General features: G+C 61.3%; 20 protein-coding genes and 1 riboswitch. Of the genes, 11 read left to right on the top strand and 9 right to left on the bottom strand.

The window, feature by feature from the left end:
- Nucleotide 1: 1 nt before the first annotated feature.
- The 4 genes from AAZQ98_RS03705 to AAZQ98_RS03690 all read right to left on the bottom strand — a co-directional run bounded on the left by AAZQ98_RS03705 (nucleotide 2) and on the right by AAZQ98_RS03690 (nucleotide 3,508).
- Nucleotides 2-592 carry a dihydrofolate reductase family protein gene (locus AAZQ98_RS03705; RefSeq protein WP_434689929.1) on the bottom strand — a complete coding sequence of 197 codons (591 nt, stop codon included), beginning with the start codon at nucleotides 590-592 and terminating at the stop codon, nucleotides 2-4.
- Between the two features lie 271 nt (nucleotides 593-863).
- Nucleotides 864-1,142 carry a hypothetical protein gene (locus AAZQ98_RS03700; RefSeq protein WP_434689926.1) on the bottom strand — a complete coding sequence of 93 codons (279 nt, stop codon included), beginning with the start codon at nucleotides 1,140-1,142 and terminating at the stop codon, nucleotides 864-866.
- A gap of 326 nt (nucleotides 1,143-1,468) precedes the next feature.
- Nucleotides 1,469-1,885, bottom strand: a complete 417-nt coding sequence (locus tag AAZQ98_RS03695; protein ID WP_434689923.1) for a PaaI family thioesterase — start codon at nucleotides 1,883-1,885, stop codon at nucleotides 1,469-1,471.
- Nucleotides 1,886-1,900: 15 nt separating this feature from the next.
- A complete protein-coding gene (locus AAZQ98_RS03690) occupies nucleotides 1,901-3,508 on the bottom strand; it encodes a long-chain-fatty-acid--CoA ligase (RefSeq protein ID WP_434689921.1) in 1,608 nt (535 codons plus the stop codon).
- Nucleotides 3,509-3,885: 377 nt separating this feature from the next.
- A riboswitch (SAM riboswitch) is annotated at nucleotides 3,886-4,002 on the top strand.
- Nucleotides 4,003-4,096: 94 nt separating this feature from the next.
- Between AAZQ98_RS03690 and AAZQ98_RS03685 the strand changes: the two genes are divergently transcribed.
- The 5 genes from AAZQ98_RS03685 (at nucleotide 4,097) to AAZQ98_RS03665 (ending at nucleotide 9,361) form a co-directional block, all read left to right on the top strand.
- The gene (locus AAZQ98_RS03685; protein WP_105656581.1) at nucleotides 4,097-4,597 is read left to right on the top strand and encodes a flavin reductase family protein; all 501 of its coding nucleotides are present in this window, start codon (nucleotides 4,097-4,099) and stop codon (nucleotides 4,595-4,597) included.
- Between the two features lie 1,001 nt (nucleotides 4,598-5,598).
- Nucleotides 5,599-6,954, top strand: coding sequence for a replicative DNA helicase (dnaB, locus tag AAZQ98_RS03680; RefSeq protein WP_105656572.1), 1,356 nt, complete (start codon nucleotides 5,599-5,601; stop codon nucleotides 6,952-6,954).
- 61 nt (nucleotides 6,955-7,015) lie between these two features.
- The gene (locus AAZQ98_RS03675) at nucleotides 7,016-7,753 is read left to right on the top strand and encodes a ZIP family metal transporter (RefSeq protein ID WP_434689918.1); all 738 of its coding nucleotides are present in this window, start codon (nucleotides 7,016-7,018) and stop codon (nucleotides 7,751-7,753) included.
- Nucleotides 7,754-7,776: 23 nt separating this feature from the next.
- Entirely contained in the window at nucleotides 7,777-9,159 is a 1,383-nt protein-coding gene (locus AAZQ98_RS03670) for an MFS transporter (protein ID WP_434689916.1), read from the top strand.
- 13 nt (nucleotides 9,160-9,172) lie between these two features.
- Nucleotides 9,173-9,361, top strand: a complete 189-nt coding sequence (locus AAZQ98_RS03665) for a hypothetical protein (protein ID WP_105656632.1) — start codon at nucleotides 9,173-9,175, stop codon at nucleotides 9,359-9,361.
- 10 nt (nucleotides 9,362-9,371) lie between these two features.
- Here AAZQ98_RS03665 and AAZQ98_RS03660 read toward each other — a convergent pair whose 3' ends face one another.
- Nucleotides 9,372-9,704, bottom strand: a complete 333-nt coding sequence (locus AAZQ98_RS03660) for a GNAT family N-acetyltransferase (protein WP_105662222.1) — start codon at nucleotides 9,702-9,704, stop codon at nucleotides 9,372-9,374.
- 17 nt (nucleotides 9,705-9,721) lie between these two features.
- Nucleotides 9,722-10,723, bottom strand: coding sequence for a pirin family protein (locus tag AAZQ98_RS03655; RefSeq protein WP_434689913.1), 1,002 nt, complete (start codon nucleotides 10,721-10,723; stop codon nucleotides 9,722-9,724).
- 169 nt (nucleotides 10,724-10,892) lie between these two features.
- On the opposite strand from AAZQ98_RS03655, the gene AAZQ98_RS03650 reads away from it, so the two are divergent.
- The 3 genes from AAZQ98_RS03650 (at nucleotide 10,893) to AAZQ98_RS03640 (ending at nucleotide 12,196) form a co-directional block, all read left to right on the top strand.
- On the top strand, nucleotides 10,893-11,354 hold the full coding sequence (locus tag AAZQ98_RS03650) for a MarR family winged helix-turn-helix transcriptional regulator (protein ID WP_105656568.1): 462 nt from the start codon (nucleotides 10,893-10,895) through the stop codon (nucleotides 11,352-11,354).
- An 86-nt stretch (nucleotides 11,355-11,440) separates the two neighbouring features.
- On the top strand, nucleotides 11,441-11,698 hold the full coding sequence (locus tag AAZQ98_RS03645) for a hypothetical protein (protein ID WP_286134083.1): 258 nt from the start codon (nucleotides 11,441-11,443) through the stop codon (nucleotides 11,696-11,698).
- 57 nt (nucleotides 11,699-11,755) lie between these two features.
- Nucleotides 11,756-12,196: an SRPBCC family protein gene (locus AAZQ98_RS03640; RefSeq protein ID WP_166650752.1), complete on the top strand. Its 441-nt coding sequence runs from the start codon at nucleotides 11,756-11,758 to the stop codon at nucleotides 12,194-12,196.
- Nucleotides 12,197-12,427: 231 nt separating this feature from the next.
- On the opposite strand, the gene AAZQ98_RS03635 is transcribed toward AAZQ98_RS03640, so the two are convergent.
- Entirely contained in the window at nucleotides 12,428-13,192 is a 765-nt protein-coding gene (locus AAZQ98_RS03635; protein WP_434689909.1) for an SDR family oxidoreductase, read from the bottom strand.
- Nucleotides 13,193-13,391: 199 nt separating this feature from the next.
- On the opposite strand from AAZQ98_RS03635, the gene AAZQ98_RS03630 reads away from it, so the two are divergent.
- Nucleotides 13,392-14,408 carry an AEC family transporter gene (locus AAZQ98_RS03630; RefSeq protein ID WP_434689906.1) on the top strand — a complete coding sequence of 339 codons (1,017 nt, stop codon included), beginning with the start codon at nucleotides 13,392-13,394 and terminating at the stop codon, nucleotides 14,406-14,408.
- A gap of 106 nt (nucleotides 14,409-14,514) precedes the next feature.
- A complete protein-coding gene (locus tag AAZQ98_RS03625; RefSeq protein ID WP_400289755.1) occupies nucleotides 14,515-14,850 on the top strand; it encodes a LuxR family transcriptional regulator in 336 nt (111 codons plus the stop codon).
- Nucleotides 14,851-14,917: 67 nt separating this feature from the next.
- Here the strand turns inward: AAZQ98_RS03625 and AAZQ98_RS03620 are convergent, their stop codons facing one another.
- Nucleotides 14,918-17,191: an ABC transporter permease gene (locus AAZQ98_RS03620; protein ID WP_434689904.1), complete on the bottom strand. Its 2,274-nt coding sequence runs from the start codon at nucleotides 17,189-17,191 to the stop codon at nucleotides 14,918-14,920.
- 173 nt (nucleotides 17,192-17,364) lie between these two features.
- On the opposite strand from AAZQ98_RS03620, the gene AAZQ98_RS03615 reads away from it, so the two are divergent.
- Entirely contained in the window at nucleotides 17,365-18,018 is a 654-nt protein-coding gene (locus tag AAZQ98_RS03615) for a TetR/AcrR family transcriptional regulator (RefSeq protein WP_434689901.1), read from the top strand.
- 98 nt (nucleotides 18,019-18,116) lie between these two features.
- Here the strand turns inward: AAZQ98_RS03615 and AAZQ98_RS03610 are convergent, their stop codons facing one another.
- Nucleotides 18,117-18,311 carry a hypothetical protein gene (locus AAZQ98_RS03610; RefSeq protein WP_434689899.1) on the bottom strand — a complete coding sequence of 65 codons (195 nt, stop codon included), beginning with the start codon at nucleotides 18,309-18,311 and terminating at the stop codon, nucleotides 18,117-18,119.
- Nucleotides 18,312-18,380 lie beyond the last annotated feature (69 nt).

Here is an 18,380-nt window from a genome sequence, read left to right as displayed (position 1 = left end):
GCTATGCATGGGCTGGTTGATGGCGCGTCGGGCGATAAGTCAGTTCCTGGATCCGTCCGTCCAGCAGCTTGGACTCGACAAGTTCCAGATCGTAGTCATCGACCCCGCCAAGTACCGGGGCAGAACCGCTATGCCCGGTCAGTACCGGGAAGATGGTCACCTGGATGAAGTCCACAAGACCTGCCGCCAGCAGGGAATGGTTCATCGCCAAGCAGCCGTGGGAGCGCAGCGGCACATCTGAAGCTTCCTTGAGCTGTGCGACGACTTCCAGTGCATCAGCGCGCTCCAGCGTGGGGTTTGGCCAGGACAGCGGCTCTTTCAGGGTGGTGGAGATGACGGTGGCGGGCTTGTCGTGCAGGGCCACACCCCACGCGTCTTCAACCTCGGGATTCGCCTCGATTTCTGCCCAGAAGCGGCTGAAGAGACGGAAGGTGTTGGCCCCGAAAACCATGCGGCAAGCCGGAGTGTAGAGCTCGAGGCGGTGGGCTAACAGCTCTGGCCCCTGTTTTCCCCAGTAGCCGCCCCAATCGCCACCGGCGCTGCCGAAGCCATCGAGGCTGCTGAACACATCGAAGGTATAGGTCGCACTCATGGCGAATCTCCTGGAGCTTGAGCGTTAGATGCCACCTACCGTACGCCCGTGCTCGCGGTGTGAAAACCAGCTAGGCCGGATTCTCAGGCAAATACACATTCTGGATACGCAACTGGCCGCTTCGTCCTTCTGAGGATGCGGTGTTTCACGTGCTCGGTATGGTGCCTCTCGCGGGACTCGCAAGTTCGCTTAGAGTGCATCTGGGGTCCCTGCTCCGATTTGTCTTGACACATACCAAGATACTTGGAATCCGAAAATACCGAGGAGACCTCTATGGTCCTTGAACGAGGGTGACTCCGAGCGCTAGTAGTTGCACGGCCAGTACGCCAAGAGCTACGGATATGAGTCCCCATCCATAGCTTTTCTTCACTGTGGCGATAATGCCACCAGCTAAGCCAAATGCACTAGGTAGGAAAAACATCCACAACGGCTTTGCCTCCCCTGAGCCGTTCCAATCAACTAGGGCCAGGGCCGATGCAAGCGCCAGTCCCATCATCACCCAAGTCCATAGGGGACATTTGCCGATGAGTTTCTTGGACGAGGCGTTCATTTGCGCAACTTCTTTCTTTGCTTGAGAGGACTACTTTAGTGGATTGCAGAAACAGTATGTGAAGTAGAAGCTCACTGAACTAGACCGCCAACAGCCCAAGGGTATCCCTGCCGCTGCCTTCACTATTTGCAAACCCAGCGCACTAGTAGCTGGTTTGGCACATGGAGTCTTGGCTTGCGCTGAGCTGAATTGATTTAACAACTTGCCCATTTCCAGAGCATGAGAATCCGTGCCGTCGGCACGGGCCTTCTTCATGTCGAAGTAGACCTGCCCATGTCGAGTTGCCGTGCAAGCCACGTAGTCGAATCCCATCCGGCAAGGGGATCTTATTTCTCAGGCAAATCCACATTCTGGGTGCGCAACTGGCCGCGGGATAGCTGCTTGCCAGTGGATTCATCGGTGATGATGACCTCCCAGAGCTGCTGGGTGCGCCCTTGGAATAGCGCGGTGGCGATCACCTGGACCCGTGCTCCGGTGGAAGGGCGCAGGAAGTCGGTGGCGTTGTGCACGCCGACTGCGAATTGCCCGCGTTCGGCCACCGCGTAGCTGGCGCCCACCGATCCTGCGCTCTCGATGATCGAGGTGTACACGCCGCCATGGACTACGCCCCAGGGGGTGTGGTGGTTCTCGTCCAACTGCGCGTGGCCGCGTACTTCCGTGGCCGTGATTTCGTCGAACTCCAAACCGATGCTTTCGGTGAAGCGGCTCGTCTTGTTGGGAATCCGTGGTGCTGGGTTATCCAATTGGTGATCCTCGGGCTAGTTCGGTGTGCTGGCTTCGAGCGCCTGGGCGCGCAGGACATTCTTCTGCACCTTACCAGTGGAGGTGCGCGGCAGATCCTGCGGGAAGACGATGGTGCGCGGCACCTTGAAACCGGCAAGCTTTTCGCGGGCGAATGCAATCAGCGTTTGCGCGTCCAGGGAGGATCCGCTGGCGCGGATGACATAAGCCACCGGACGCTCGCCCCATTTCTCGTCGGCAATGCCGATGACGGCCAGATCCAGCACCTCCGGGTGCGAGGCCAGCGCCTGCTCCACCTCGATGGTGGAGATGTTCTCGCCGCCGGAAATGATGATGTCCTTGGCCCGGTCGCGCACCTGGATGTAGCCATCCGGGTGCATGACGCCCAGATCGCCGGTGTGGAACCAGCCGCCATGGAAAGCTTGGGTAGTGGCCGCTTCATCGCGGTAGTAGCCGATCATGACGTTATTGCCGCGCAGCACGATTTCGCCCATGGTCTGTCCATCCGCCGGGACATCGTTCATGTTCTCGTCAACAATGCGTGCAGACTCGGCGGTAATCATGCCAACGCCTTGGCGGGCGAGCTTCGCGGCCCGGTCCGGGCCATCGAGGGCATCCCACTCATCCTGGTACTCGCACACCGTGTACGGTCCGTATACCTCGGTGAGGCCATATACATGGACTACCTCGATACCCAGCTTCTGCAGCTTGGAGATGATTGCCGGGGACGGGGGAGCGCCTGCGGTGGTGATGCGCAGTGGCGCATCGAGCTGGTGGGCGCGGGTGGAGTCGGCGATGATGGAGCAGACGGTCGGAGCGCCGCACAAGTGGGTGGTTCCAAGATCCTCGATGGCATCCCAAACGGAATCTTCGCGCACGCCGCGCAGGCACAGGTGCGTTCCTCCCGCTGCGGTGACGGCCCATGGAGTGCACCAGCCGTTGCAGTGGAACATCGGCAGGGTCCACAAGTAGCGGGTCTTGGCCGTGAAGCCCTGGTGGTGCGCTTCGCCCAACGAGTTCAGGTAGCTGCCGCGGTGCGAGTAGAGCACGCCCTTCGGCTTGCCGGTGGTGCCCGAAGTGTAATTGAGAGTGATCGGAGCCCGCTCGTCGGCGATGGCGTAGGGAAGTCTTTCATCCGAGGCTTGTGCGATTAGCTCGTCCAAGGTGGCGTCCACGGGCACGTCCGGACGTTCTCCGGCGTACTGGTCATCGGTGATCTCGATGAGCGCCTCCAGCGTTGGGTTCTCGCGGCGCAGGGTCTTCGTGTTCTCCAGCAGCTCTGTGTCGGCAAGCATCAGCTTGGCAGCAGAATGATCAATGATGTATTGCAGCTCGTGGGCCGAGAGTCGGGTGTTCAGGGCAACGAGGACTGCGCCTGCCAGCGGTACGGCGTAATGCGCCATGAGCATTTCGGGAGTATTCGGTGCCAGCACGGCCACGCGGTCGCCCGGCTCAATGCGAGCCTTCAGCGCCTGGGCAAAGCGGTGCACCCGTGCTTCGAATTCTTCATAGGAGAAGCTGCGAGTTCCATGGATGACGGCGATCTTCTTCGGATAGGCCTCGGCTGTGCGTTCCAAGAAGCGCAGTGGGGTCAATTCTGAATGGTTGGCCTGAATCTCTACCATGGTGTGGCTATTCCTCAATCGTCATCGATGGTTACGGAGAACAATAAGCAGGAGTGTGACTCAATGCACTCCATGACCAATAGTGGCATGAACCTCAGCGTCATGCCGGGAAACCAAGTTTCATTACGGTGGGCGGTAGGGAATTCGCGCCAGGGCCCCGAGCCCAGGTGAGGCGTTAGTGTTCTGCCGAATCAAGAGCGGCGGAAGCCTGCTGCGATCATGGGGGTCGAGGCGTTCAAGAAGCGCGGCGCATGGCGAATAAAAGACTGCCCAAGGACTTCCAACGGGGCCTTGGATCGAATATTGCGTCGAATATTGCGATTTGCGAAGTGAAATGTTTGACGGCTGTTCGTCATGAGCCATATCGTTTTAAACAGAATCAAGAGCATCAGCTATAAGCCCTGGCTTGCTGATCGGCAACCCTCTCAACGGTAGTGGGGTGCTCCAGGTGAGGATTCGGTTCCACACAAAATGTGCTGGAACAAGTACCGCACACGGCGCGGAACTTCAGCCCAAGCGGCTTCGAGTAACGAGAAGCCAATGCTTGCAGGCTACTGCGCGGTGGGCAAGACCCAAAGGAATCGAGCCATGTCATTGAATCTTGAACTTGACCCGTTGACCCTGCGCAAGGTTTTCGCTCAGCATCCATCAGGGGTAGCCGCCCTCTGTGCAGAACTGGATGGCGTGAAGACCGGAATTGTCGCTTCATCGTTTACCGTGGGAGTTTCCCTCGAACCTGCACTGGTGATGTTCGCCGTGCAGAAGTCCTCGAACACTTGGCCAAAGCTGCGCGAAGCTGGCCGCATCGGCGTCTCAGTGCTGAGTGAACGCAATGATGGTGTCTGCGCTCAGATTGCGTCGAAGAATGGCGACCGGTTCCGCGGAATCGATACCTATTCCTCGGATCAGGGCGCGCTCTTCGTCAACGACTCAACGTTGTGGCTGGAGACTTCGATCTACAACGAGGTCGAAGCGGGGGATCACTGGGTAGTCCTGATGGAAGTCCACGGGCACCGCACCTCCGAGCACTCGCCACAGATCTTCCATGATTCGCGGTTCCATTCGCTGCCGATTCCTGAGCTCGTATAAGCGCTCCGCATTTTCCAAAGCTCCGGCCAGATCAAAACATCGATCTGGCCGGAGCTTTTTGAATTCCGGTTAGGCGGGTTGAGCCGTTCCCCGCAGCCCTCGACACCGGCAATGCCCAGCCGCCCCAGGCATTTGGCGATAACCTCGTCATCAAAGTATCTGTCGCGAGAAACCTTGAACTCGCCATATCCGCCACCCGCCTGGGCCGTCGAACAGAACCGCGCAGGTAGCTCATGGATCCTCGCTGCACGCTGGACCAGAGCGGCAGCGAATTGCCGGCAACCCTCGGATGGGGTTTCCGAGCCATGCAAAGGCTGCGCATCACAAATGAAATCGGCGCTTTATGGGGTCTTCACTGGCGCGCGTCGCGGACGCGAAGTGGCGAGAGTGCGCCGGCAGCCCAGTCGCTGATTCAGGTTCGCCCGCCGAGTCGTTGCACACATTAAGTTATCCACCGCCCCCGAACGCAGAAACCCTCGGCGATTGTGGACTACTGGAAGATCCGGCCTTGCTGGCGAATTTAATCCGCGATGACTTAGGGTTTTGTAAATTCAACAGTATCCACAAGGTTATCCACAAAACTGTGGACAAGACGTGGACAAATGTGTACAAAGGGTGAAAAACCCCGGGAACTGGGCGATTAAGGGTGTTGATAACCTTGGGCCGGTTGGCGTGAGCTTCAATGAATTAAGTTTCTGTCCACAGGTGTGCGAATACAAACAACCAAGTCAACAGATATTAATGATACGTAGAGTGGGGTAATCCACAGAGTTCTCCCCAGACTGTGAACAGGGAACTCCACAGGTAGAGGAGTGTTATCCACATATTCTGTGGATAATGAGGTTTACGCCTGTTAATAACAGCCCTAGTGTTGGGTTCGGGAGAGAAATATCCACAGGCGCCTGACATCCAAATGTCCGTATCGACTGACACGATGAAGCGTTGCCATGAGGCAAGGATAATTTTTCCCAGCGGGTCAATAGGGGATGGAAGTGTCTGCAATGAGTGCTGAGCCGGTTTACGAAGGACGAGATTCCGACGCAGGGCGCAAGCCGCCACAGGATATCGAGGCCGAGATGTCGGTCCTCGGTGGCATGATGCTCTCCAAGGACGCCATTGCTGACGTCGTTGAATCCATTCGCGGCACCGACTTCTACCGTCCCTCCCACGAATCGATTTACGAGGCGATTGTCGACCTCTACGGTCGTGGCGAACCAGCCGATGCGGTCACCGTAGCCGACTTGCTGACCAAGCGCGGCGAAATCTCGCGCATTGGTGGCGCCGCCTACCTTCACAATCTCATCCAGCAGGTTCCAACTGCAGCCAACGCCGGGTACTACGCAGAAATCGTGCGCGAACGCGCCGTGCTGCGCCGATTGGTTGACGCCGGAACGCGCATTGTCCAGATGGGCTACTCGCCAGACGGTGAAGTTGACGCAATCGTCAACGAAGCCCAGGCAGAGGTCTACAAGGTCGCCGAGAACCGCAGCAGTGAAGACTACGTGCGCCTTTCGGACATCATCGAAGACACCGTTGATGAAATCGAGAACGCGGCCAACGCGGGCGATGGCATTACCGGTGTGCCCACCGGATTCTACGAATTCGACGAGCTGACCCAGGGCCTGAAGGGCGGCCAGATGATCATCATCGCCGCCCGTCCTGCAGTGGGCAAGTCAACCTTCGCGCTGGACTTCGCCCGTTCTGCTGCCATCAAGCACAATATGGCCACCGTGTTCTTCTCCTTGGAAATGGGCCGCAATGAAATTGCGATGCGCCTGCTCTCGGCCGAAGCATCCATCCAGCTCCAGGATCTGCGCAAGGGCTCGGTGGAAGACGCGCAGTGGACCAAGATCGCCACGACCATGGGCCGGCTGAACGAAGCCCCGTTGTTCATTGATGATTCGCCGAACATGTCCATGATGGAAATCCGTGCCAAGTGCCGTCGCCTCAAGCAGCGCAACGAGCTGCGCATGATCATCCTGGACTACCTGCAGCTGATGAGCTCGGGCAAGCGTGTGGAATCGCGCCAGCAGGAAGTTTCCGAGTTCTCGCGTAATCTCAAGCTGCTCGCCAAGGAACTCGACGTTCCGTTGATTGCGCTGTCGCAGCTGAACCGTGGTTCCGAGCAGCGTACCGACAAGAAGCCAATGGTTTCGGACCTGCGCGAATCGGGCTCGATTGAGCAGGACGCCGACATGGTGATCTTGCTGCACCGTGATGACGTCTACGACAAGGAAAACCGTCCAGGCGAAGCTGACGTGATTATCGCGAAGCACCGTGCCGGTCCGACCAAGACCATCACCGTGGCCTTCCAGGGCCACTACTCGCGCTTCAACAACATGTCCACCGAGGGTTAGTCCCAGTCAGAACTCATATGGCACCTACTAAGCCAGCGAATTGCTGGCTATAGTGGGTGCCATGTTCGCTTCGATGCAGGCTTTGCTGTGGGGCACTGTGGCCGGCTCGGCCCTGCTGCTGGGATCCGGCGCGGCCTGGTGGCTGAAGATCCCCAGGATCTGGGTCAGCGCCATCATGGCCTTCGGTGCCGGGGTCCTGATCAGCGCACTGGCCTTCGAGCTGGTGCTCGAAGCCTATGAAACCGGCGGCCTCGTTGCGACGATGGGCGGCGTGATCGTGGGCGCTGCCTTGTATTTCGGCGCGAACCGGCTGCTGGCCTGGAGAACCTCAAAGCGGCAGGCGCAGCGCGCAGGAGAGCAGGAATCATCGGGAACCGCGCTCGCGGTCGGTGCACTCATCGACGGCATTCCCGAGTCCGTGGCCCTTGGACTTTCCGTGGTCGCCACCGCGAGCATTAATCCGGCGATGCTCATCGCCATATTCATCTCCAATGTCCCCGAGGGACTGGCGAGTACCGCACAGATGAAAGCGTCCGGGCGCAAGGGGTCCTCGATCGTTTTGCTCTGGGGATCGATAGCCATTTCCTGCGGCATCGCTGCCTTCCTCGGAGCGCTGCTGCTGGAATCCATGCCCGGTGAAGTGCTGGCCTTCGCCACCGCGGTCGCTGCCGGAGGCATCTTGACGATGATCGCCGACACCATGATCCCGGAAGCCTACAAGGTGGAGCACGACTACACCGGGTTGCTGGTGACCTCGGGCTTCCTGGCGGCCTTCAGCCTGCACGTGATCGGCGGCTAGGGGAAACCTGAGATCATGGATGCATGCCCCTGAACCGCAGCAGCCAATCAGCCGAGCGCGCCGAGTCCACGATCTATGCTCCGCAGTATCTTGCCACCACCCTTGGCATGTTCGTGCTCGTCTTCCTGGTCGCTTTCGAATCCATGGCCGTGACCACGGTAATGCCACTGGTCAGCGAGCTGCTGGAGGGCGAACGCTACTTCGCCCTGGCCTTTGCCGCGCCGATCGCCAGCGGGATGCTGGGGATGGTTGCCGCCGGAGAAGTCACCGACCGGTGGGGGCCCAAGCACCCGCTGTCCATCGCCGTGGCCGTTTTCTGCATTGGGCTGCTGATCTGCGGTTCAGCCGAGAACATGCAGGTCCTGATTGCCGGGCGCATCTTGCAGGGAATTGGCGGTGGCGCGATCACCGTCGCCATCTACGTGCTCATTGCCCGCGCGTATCCTGCGCATCTGCATTCCAAGATCTTCGCCCTGTTCGCTACCGCCTGGGTGGTCCCGGCGATGATCGGCCCCTGGCTGGCCGGCTTGATGGCCGTGCACCTCGGTTGGCGCTGGGTGTTCTCCGGCGTGGCGGTGCTGGTGGTTCTCGCGTTCTGCGGGATCGTGCCGGCGTTGAAGTCGCTGAGCTCCCAGCGCAATCCGGACCTGGGGTCGATTTCCACGAAGCGGCTGATGCTTGCCGGCCTGACTGGACTGGCTGTCATCTGCATGAACTTGCTCGGCAATGCGCAGGGCAGCTGGTCCCTTCTAGGACTGGTCTTGGCATTGGCGGTAGCCCTTGCAGCAATTCGCCCGTTGCTGCCCAAGGGCACGTTCAGCTTGGCCAAGGGGCTGCCGTCCACCATCATGACCCGCATCTTCGTGGCCGGGGCCTTCTTCGGCGTAGAAGTCTATCTGCCGTACCTGCTGCGCGAGGATTACCAGCTGGGTCCCGACCGGGCGGGCCTGATCCTGACAGCTTCGGCATTGTGCTGGTCGGTGGGTTCATGGCTGCAAGGAAAGCTGGGGGATAAGGTGGAATCCTCCACCTGCATCACCGTGGGTGCGATCGCCGGCAGCGTAGCGATTTCAACCGCATTGGCCACCGCGATCTTCCATCCGCCGGTCCTCGTGCTGGTCTGCGGATGGGCCGTGGGCGGCTTCGGCATGGGGATGATCTTCCCGCGGCAAAACGTGAACATGCTGGCCCTGTCTGCCAAGGATGAACAGGGATTCAACTCATCGGCAATGACCGTGGCCGACTCCCTGGGCAATGCCGGAACCACCGCCATCGGTGGCGTCATCTTCGCGATGGCCGCCACCGGGATGGAGTTCATCTCGGTCTTCAGCTTCAGCCTCTTGCTGATTCTGGTCCTGATCGCGATCTCGCCGCGCACCAAACCTGTTGCGCAGCCAGCAGCCTGACTACGCTGGGATCATGGACACGGAGCTTCCCAAGACGAGCAACCCCGCCGCGAGGGCTTTCGAGCAGGCCGGCATCACCAGTCTCGAGCAGGCGGGGCAGGCCGGCACCGCGGCGCTGCTCGCGCTGCACGGCGTCGGCCCGAAAGCCATCCGCATTCTCCGCGACGAGCTGGCCGCACGCGGCCTCAAGATGAACCCCTGAGGTCTCCGGCTTAGCCGCGCGGCAGGATGCCCAGGTGGTCCTTGTCCGGTTCCACGATATGCTGCGCATACTCGGTGTGCTTGGCAACGTAGGCCTTCACGTACGGGCAGACCGGAACGATCCTGGCACCGCTGGCGATGGTGTTCTCCAGCGCGAATTTCACCATGACGCTGGCTAGGCCCTGTCCGCCGTATTCCTCATCCACGGTGGTGTGGAAGAAGATCCGCTCGACGCCTTGGGCCCCATCAAAATCGCGGTAGTGCGCCGCTCCGATGATCTTGCCGTCATCGTCGAGGGCGAAGCGCTGGCGCTCAGGCAGGAATACTGGTTTGATGTCGCTCATTGGGAGTTCCTTACTGGTTAGGCGGGGTTCACGCGCGGGCGCAGGCGAACGGTGGGAAGTGCTGGAGCCGGCAAGGCTGCCGGAGTATTAGGCGGGAACGGCCCGAAGCGATCCTCGGAGGCATCCCCGGGCTCGGCCCCGATCTCGGCCTGCCATTGCGCGCGGAACGCGAGGACTTCCTCATGGGTGCGGCCTACGAAGTTCCACCACATCAGGATGTCTTCCTTCAGCGGCTCTCCGCCGATGAGCAGCGCCAGAACCGGCTGGTCCCCGGACTTCAGGCGCAGGGTCGTGCATCCCGCACGCACGAACCCGAGATCGCGTGGAGCGAGTTCATGGCCGTTGACTTCAAGATTGCCGGAGTCCAGGAGGACTCCGTGCTCATGGTGCCCGGGGACAACCACCTCGATCTCGGTGTTCGGTTCAAGGCGCAGTTCGGCGCCACCGAGCTCGGTGTGCGTCTTCACCGGGGAGGTGGACGACTTGCCCGACACCCCGTAGGTGCCAAGGAAGACCGACAGCGACCAGCCGGGAGCGGTGAGCGCTTCCGGGCGGTAGTTCTCAAAAGTATGTTCCATATCCCGTGCATGATCGGGCAGCGCAGTCCATAGCTGGGCGCCGTGAAGGATGGTGGTGTCTTCGGTGAGGATCTCCGAATGGCTGATTCCGTGCCCGGCGGTCATCAGATTGACCTCGCCGGGTCGCACGGTCGCCTTGAACCCGGCCGAATCCATATGGTTGATCTCGCCGGTGAAGAGCCAAGAGACAGTCTGCAGTCCGGTGTGCGGGTGACGAGGCACGTTCATCCCGCCGGTGACTGCGACGTCGTCAGGACCGTAATGGTCCAGGAAGCACCAAGCGCCGATCAGGCTTCGCTGCTTTTGCGGCAGTGTCCGGAAGACCGTCATTGCCCGCGGACCGCCCAAGGGCACTTCGCGTGGTTCCAGGATTTCAACCTCTGCCTGGGAACGCACTGCACTGCAGTCGATCTCCTCAGGCCGGTGCTCAAGATTGCTCATATGCCAAGGCTATTCACTGTGGCCCGCTTTGACTACTTGCGCCACCGATTCGACCGCAACTGGAAGTGGCGCTGCGACCCGGGGCAGCTTTCGGCCCGGGCACGGTATTCTCGACCGCGGTACGATCAATGCAGTGGTATTAGGCATCTTTCAAGGAGCTTGCGACAACGTGGACAGTGCTATTCTTCGCGACGAAGATCTTCTCAAGCTGGAAAAGCAGGTGTGCTTCGGCCTGGCCGTAGCCTCGCGCTCGGTGATCTCGGCATACAAGCCCGTGCTGGATCCGCTGGGGCTGACGCATCCCCAGTACCTGGTGATGCTGGCCCTTTGGGACTTGGGGCCGATCAGCGCCCGTGCCCTCAGCGGGCATCTGCACCTGGATCCGGGAACGCTTTCACCGTTGGTCAAGCGCCTCGAAACTGCCGGTTTGGTGGCAAAGACGAAGAACCCGGACGATGAGCGGGCCGTCATCATTCAGCCCACCGAGAAGGGCGCCGCGCTGCGTGCTGAAGCGGTGGAGGTGCCGCGCGAAATGATGGCCCGGCTTGCCCTGACCGACAAGGATGTGCTGGAGCTGCGCGGCATCCTGGACCGCATTATTGCTGCAGGTTCGAACGCTCCGAAAAGCTAGAACCCCATTTAGTTGGTGCACCAACTAATGACGTATGATTGAAGTGCCAGTACTCGCAAACCCAATGACCGAAGAGGACGACGATCATGGATGAATCACCCCTGCCGATCATTTCCGATACCACCGGACTAAGCGTCGGCTACCGCATATTCTGGCGTCTGAAGTACTTGGGATTGTCCATCTTCGGTCCGGCCGAGCGCCGTGTCCTCGCCAGCCCTCGCGAACGCATCAAATGGGACCGTGCAATGAAGGTCATGCGCGCCCATGAAGCTGCCGGAACCTCGCCGGATGAGCAAACGCTGTACACCGCGAGCCGCATGGAGCCTCGCCGTCCGCAGGGATAGCGGCGCCCGCAGGTGAACCTGATGGCGGGCCGCGATAATATTGACCTTATGGAATCGATGACTGAACTCGTAGTCGCCCGGCAATTTTCCGCACCGAAGAACGCCGTTTGGGCTGCCTTCGTCGAGCCGGAAATCATCGCCCAGTGGTGGGGTCCCGATGGCTGGCTTGTCGAGGAAGATTCCGTCGTATTCGAAGCCAAGGTCGGCGGCCGGCATGAGCTGAATATGGTGCAGGCTGATAACCCGGATGCCAAGGTGCCGCTCAAGGCGGTCCTGACGTCTTTCGACGAATACGAATGCCTGGTCAGTGCCGACGGCCCGCACGAAATGACCTTGGACCTCGTGATCGAAACCCGTATCGAATTCAAGGAATTCGCCGGGCAGACGATGCTGACGCTGACCCAAACCCCATTGCCTTATGAGGTTATCGAATCCAGCACCAAGGCATGGAATTCCGCTTTTGCGAAGCTCGAAGCGCTGCTGGCGGAATTCTTCTAGGCCTTTTGCCCGGCACGGGAAGAACCGGCACAGCAACTGCGAACGCCTGCCAGTTTCGCGCTCTTGCCGGCGGAGGCAAAACGCAGCACGTGCCTGAAAGGCGTTTCCTTGCCGCCGCTGGCGCAGTTCTGGCAGGTTCGTGCCCCATGATGACCCGATGGTGCGCAGCGTGTGCGCACGCAACCGGAGCATTGACTTGCACGCCAATTTCTTCCTCCAGTTGCCTGCGCCCTAGCCTCGCCCGATGTAGGGCATTCCGCCAGCGGTGATGGTGAATTGGTTGATGGAGGTACCGAGCGGAACCCCGGCGATGTACGCAACGGCCTCAGCGGCTTGGGCCAGCGGGAATGTCGGCTCGACGAGCCGCTGGCCGCCCGGTTGCAGGGCACCTTGGGTGGCACCGAAATCATCGAGCAGGTCACTGGCGGTGTTGCCGATATCGAGCTGCGTGGCCCTGATCCGGTGCTCCCGTCCATCAAGTTCAAGGCATTTGGTCAAGCCGGCGATGCCGTGCTTGGTGACGGTATAGGCAACGGAGTTCACGCGCGGAACCTGCGCTGAAATCGATCCATTGTTGATGATGCGTCCGCCGCCGTTGGCCTTGAAATGGGCAAAGGCCGCGCGGGCCGCGTTGATGGCCCCGGTGAGGTTGATCCGGCAAACCTCATCCCACTGGGCTGGACTCAGCTCATCGATGGCTGCCGAGGGTCCGAAAATCCCGGCATTATTGAACAGCGCAGTGACCGTGCCGAAACGTTGCGCCGCTTCGGCAAAGAGGTGTTCCACAGCCTGCGGATCACTAACATCCGTGGGAACCACCAAGGCGGAACCGTGGCCTTGCGCCGTCTCATGCAGGTTAGCCGCGGTGCGCCCGGCGAGCACCACATTCCATCCCTGCGCCAGCAGCAGGCGGGCGGTGGCGCGGCCAATGCCTGATCCTGCGCCGGTGATGGCAATCGTGCGCGGGGCATGCGGGACTCCAGATGCGTGGGACATCAATTCTCCTTGCGGAAAGCTCAACAGTGATGGGACGAGGCGCGTGGTCTCATCCTAGGAATTTGCGCCGCCAAACCCCAGTTTTCGCCTGCATGTTGCGAAGCGCCCCCGAGCGCATTTCCCGGATCAGCCTGGCAAGCAACTAACCTTGAAGTGCTCGGTCCCCGCAACCCCGGCCGAACATCCCCTAAGGAGGCTTGTGTTCCTCGACGTGCTCTATGGCGTGCTGCCGCTGTTCTTCGTCATGCTCATCGGCTACGGCGCCAGCCATGCACCCAAATTCCCGGCCAGCGTGGAACCGGCACTGAATGTGTTCGTCTTCTATGTCGCCTTGCCTGCGTTGCTCTACAAGGTGGTAGCACGGGCGGATATCAGCGAAGGCGTGCCGCTTGCATTCCTGTGGATCAGCATCGTCTCCGCGCTGCTTTTCGCCCTGCTCAGCTGGCTGGCTTTCCGCTATCTGCTGCGCGCAAACCGGGCGCGGGCGCTCGCCGGCATGCTGACCACCAGCTTCGGCAACGTGTCGTACTTGGGAATCCCGATTATCCTCGGCGTCATGGGCACAGAAGCCGGGTTCGCGGCGGGCATGGGGCAACTGGTCCACAACATCATCTTCATGCTCGGATTCCCCATCCTTGCCCAAATTCTCTTGCCCAACGGCAAAGGAGGCCAGCATCCGGCAAGCGCCGCGCGCATCGCCCGGACCATCCGCAATGCCCTGGTTTACAGCCCGGTCACCTGGGCCATGGTCCTTGGCGGCACGGTAGCAATCCTCGGTGTGCCCGTGCCGCGGCCGGTGGACGACACCGTCGACCTGATATCCGCCGCGGCCGCCCCGGGTGCGCTCTTCGTCATTGGCATGTCGCTGAAGCGGACCATTGACCGTTCGCGTGCCAGGAAGCATGCACCGGTTGCTCCGGATGGCTCTGCGGCTGGCGGCAGCTGGGCGAGAACCTCCATCGCGGCCATGGTGCTGGGCAAACTCGTGGCGATGCCATCGCTGACGGTGGCCATGCTGCTTGTTTTCGCCCCGGATCTGGATCGCATCTGGTTCAATGCCGCGGTACTCATGGCGGCCATGCCGGTCAGCGCAACCGCCTACATCATGGCCCAGAACGACACCGGGGATGGCGAGCCGACCGCGGTGGCCATCGTGATCACCTGCGTCCTGTCGGTCATTGCCTTGCCGGTGCTGGCTCAATTGGTACTGAAGTAGTCCCCGCGCTTTCCTTGACCTTTGCCCCGGTGCGGGGACAGTCTTGTAGCAGCACAGGCCAATCGGCCCGGAGTATCCAGCCCGAGAGATGAGATGCAGGGATTCGATGAAGAAGTTTTCGCTGGCCGCCATCGCCCGAACCCAGCTGAGGGAAGCCGCGGATGCAACCAATGGCCGAGCTGCCAGCACGGTTTTCGGCGGACATGAGCATACCCTGCGCCAAACCGTCATTGGGCTCACGGCCGGCACCGAGCTGCAAGAACATGTGAATCCCGGCGAAGCGACACTGCTGGTCCTCCAAGGCAGGGTCACCGTTTCATCCCTGGGCAACCAGTGGGAGGGACGCAGCCAGGATCTCATTGTGCTTCCCGAGGGGAGGCTGAAAATCAGCGCCACGCAGGATTCCAGCGTGCTGCTGACCGTAGCCAAGATCGATCGCTAGGGGACAGCAAAATGCGGGCCAGTTCACATCCATGAATCGGCCCGCATCTGCAGGGGAGAAGGACTGATTAGACGCTGACCGCGTCCTTCTCCCGGTCTCCAGTGCCGCTTTCGCCGGCCGCGGCTTCGGCGTCTGCCAAGTCCCCGGCTTCAGCGTCGATGGCGTCGGCGGATGCCGCGGCTTCGCTCGCCTTGGCTTCAAGCGCCCGGCCTTGCAGCGCGGCGAGCTCCTCGGCGGAAACCGGGTGGCTGGAGGTCTGCACCGGCTTGAGCTGGTCGATGACCATGGTCACGGCCAGGCTGGCCAAGGCCCAAATGGCCAGGACCACCAGGTGGGAGCCGAGCCCGACACCGTCGAAGTAGACGATCGCGCGGATGGCTTCAACGGCAGCCGGCATCGGCAGGATGTCGTGCAGGATGGTGAAGATGCGCGGTTCCATGTAGATGGACAGCCCGCCATTGGAAGCGGGGACGCCCAGGAACATCACGATCAGCATGGTCGGGACCAGGCAGACCATGCCCAGCAGGCGGTTGAATACCGTGGTGAGCATGGCCACCGCGAAAATCGCGAGCATGCCGACGCTGAACAGCTGCCCGAAGTGGCCCTCGACTGCCCCGGTGAACGGGCCGGCGATCAGGCAGAGCACGGCGGACATGAAGGCCGAGTACACGGCCACCAGCGGGACTAGTTTCTGCAGCGGGGCCATGTGCGGTGCCGCGGTGGCGCCGACCATGATGACCATGAAGCCTGCCATCACCCAGCCCATGCCCAGGTACATGGCCACGGTGCCCATATTGTCGTGCTCCGGAAGCGGGGCCAGCTCCTGGTGGTCCACGTCCATCTGCTGCGCTTGGCCGATCTGCGTGAACACCTGGACCACCAGCTGCGATGCGGCGTTGCCGGAAGCCTGGGCGGTATAGACGGCAGCTTCCGGGCTCTGCTCCGAAGGCAGCACGAAGGCCCCGGTCAGCTCCTGGGACTCGACCAGGTACCGGGCGTCAGCGGCATTGTCCATGGCGGTTAACTCGAACATGCCCTCCATGGATTCGTTCAGCGAATCCACGGTCTGCTGGGCCTGCTCCACAGAGGAGCCCACGACGGCTACCGGCATGTCGCGTGGCACCGGGGTCTGCATGGCGCCGAGCATCGAGCTGAGCATGATGGCGATCATGCCGAAGGGCAGCGCGGCCAAGGTGATGTAGCGCCACGCCTTGTTCTTGGGGCGCGGTCCGCCATGCAGGGAAGCGACATTGATCTGGGTAGGGATATCGCTCTTGCCCTTGGCGATGCGCAGGGCATCGAGCAGGGCGACCAGCAGCAGCGCGGCGACGGCACCGCCGGCGAGAATCAGGATATGCCGGGCCGCTCCGTCTCCGTTGAAGTACAGCACCGAGCGCATGGCTTCGCCCAGGGCGGGCATCGGCAGGAACTGGTGCAGGAACGGGAAGATCTTCGGCAGGGTGTAGACCGACATGCCCATATTGGAGGCCGGCTGGCCCAGCACCATGAACAGGAACATTCCGGGGATGACGGCCATGGCGCCGAATATGCGGGTCAGCAGCAGCTGCCCGGCGCCTACGGCGAAGACGCCCAAGGCCAGGGTCGACCACGCCGGCAGGATGCTCGCGGCAGGAATGACGCCCAGGATCGGGCCGCCGACGAGGATGCCCAGCCCGGAGAGCAGGATCGACCATCCGCCCAGCAGCGGCAGCGCGCGGCGGCGCTTAAGCAGTTCCGGGGAGTTCGAGAAGGCCATCGACCAGGGCATGTAGCCGGCAGTGATCATCGCGGTGGCCAGCAGCATGGCGCCCATGCCCATGGAGTCGTTCTCCGGAAGCGGCACCAGATCCTGGGAAGACAGTTCCAGCGACTGCTCCATGATGACCGGCGTGAGCACGGCCGTGATGGCCGAGGTAGCTGACATGCCGGCGCCGCTGGCGGTGTACAGCGTGGCCGTATCGCCATCGAGGTCCACCGCAGCGGTGACTTCGCGGTCGTAGACCAGCTCGCGGGCTTCGCGGGCCGAGTCCACGATGCGCAGGTCCACGGCCTCAGCATTGCTGTCCTCCAGCGCCCGGGCAAAGTCGCCGGCCGCTGCGCTGCTGGTGGCCGAAATGGCCACCGGCATGTTCGCGGCCGACTGGTGGTGCATGGCCCCCAGGTAGCCCCAGATCATCATGCCCACGATCATCAATGGCATGATGAAGACTGCGACAGTCCTGCCGATCTTTTCGGCCTTGGCGCGTTTGGCGGCCGCTTCCTGCTCGGAAAGAGGCTGCTTCTCGTGCTTGGCCCTGCGGGAGGGCGGCGGGTTTTCAGTGACTGCGGCGTCGTTGCTCAACTGCGCATGCTCCTTGGATTCTCGGTCTGCAGCGGGGTGCGAGGCAACCCGCCAAGGTCTTTAGTTGAATACTAACAACTAATTTACGCCACATGGCGTAAAATTGTCTGCAACTGTGCCGCGGTTCACTTCCTGGGTGCCGGGACGAGATGATGCGAGGAAAGGCGGGAACGGTGAGCCGACACGGCGATAAGGCGCGGGAGGTCTTGCTCGATGCGGCAGAAGAGCTCTTCGCGAGCCACGGCATAGACGCCGTATCGAATCGGAAAATTACCGAGTATGCCGGTACTGCCAACCATTCGGCGATCAAATACCATTTCGGGAGCCGCGAGGACCTGTTGCAGGCCATGCTCCAGCGGGCGCTGGGTGACATGCGCAGCTGCCGCAATCGCCTGCCATCCCTTGCTGGCGGACCGGAGGCGAGCCTGCGCGAGGTGGTCACCGTGCGGACCCTTCCCTGGATCTATTCCTTTGACGCGCTGCCGCGGCCCTCCTGGCGGGCGCAATTCCTCTACCAGGCGCGGCTGCATCCAGGACTGCCGGCGATTGTGGGCGACAGCCTGCGCGACGAGGTGCTGAGCGTGGCGGGCCCAGGACGTGCTCGCAAGGAATTCGAGGGCATTCCGGAGGTCGTGGTCAGGTCGCGTGCGCTGATTCTCGGTCCGATGTTCCTGGGGCTGTGCGCGCAGTACGAGCGCACGGTCAATGAAGGTAAGCAGCAGGGCAACTGGGAATCGCTGGGCTACTTCCTGGTCGATTCCATGGTCGGCATGCTGGCGGCGCCAAGCACCGCTGCGGCCGACTTCATGGGATTCGGCGAGGACTAGCCGGGCTGGCGCGAGGCGCTGCAGCCGGAATTAAAAAAACGCAGAGGCCAGGTCCCGACGCCTCAGGGGTTGGCCTCTGCGTGGTCTTCAGGGGACGCCTAGCGTCCCGGGTGCTGGCCGAACAGGCGGTTCCACAGCGAGGGAGCCTCACGGGTGATCCGCGGCTGGCGGGCAATATCCGGATCCAGGTTCTCGATGGGCTGGAACAGTCCGGTGCGCAAGGCGTCGGTGGTGGCAATGAGGCGCTGGCCCTCCGGTGTGCAGTTGATCTTGCTTGGGTTGATAGCGGTCATTGCGACCCTCCTTCGCGATTTTACATTTCCATAATATGGAAATTATCTTCTGTGTTGTGAAACCATTAT

This window comes from Glutamicibacter sp. Je.9.36 (assembly GCF_051129975.1).
GTDB lineage: Bacteria > Actinomycetota > Actinomycetes > Actinomycetales > Micrococcaceae > Glutamicibacter.
This window is presented reverse-complemented; position numbering and strand designations above follow the sequence as displayed.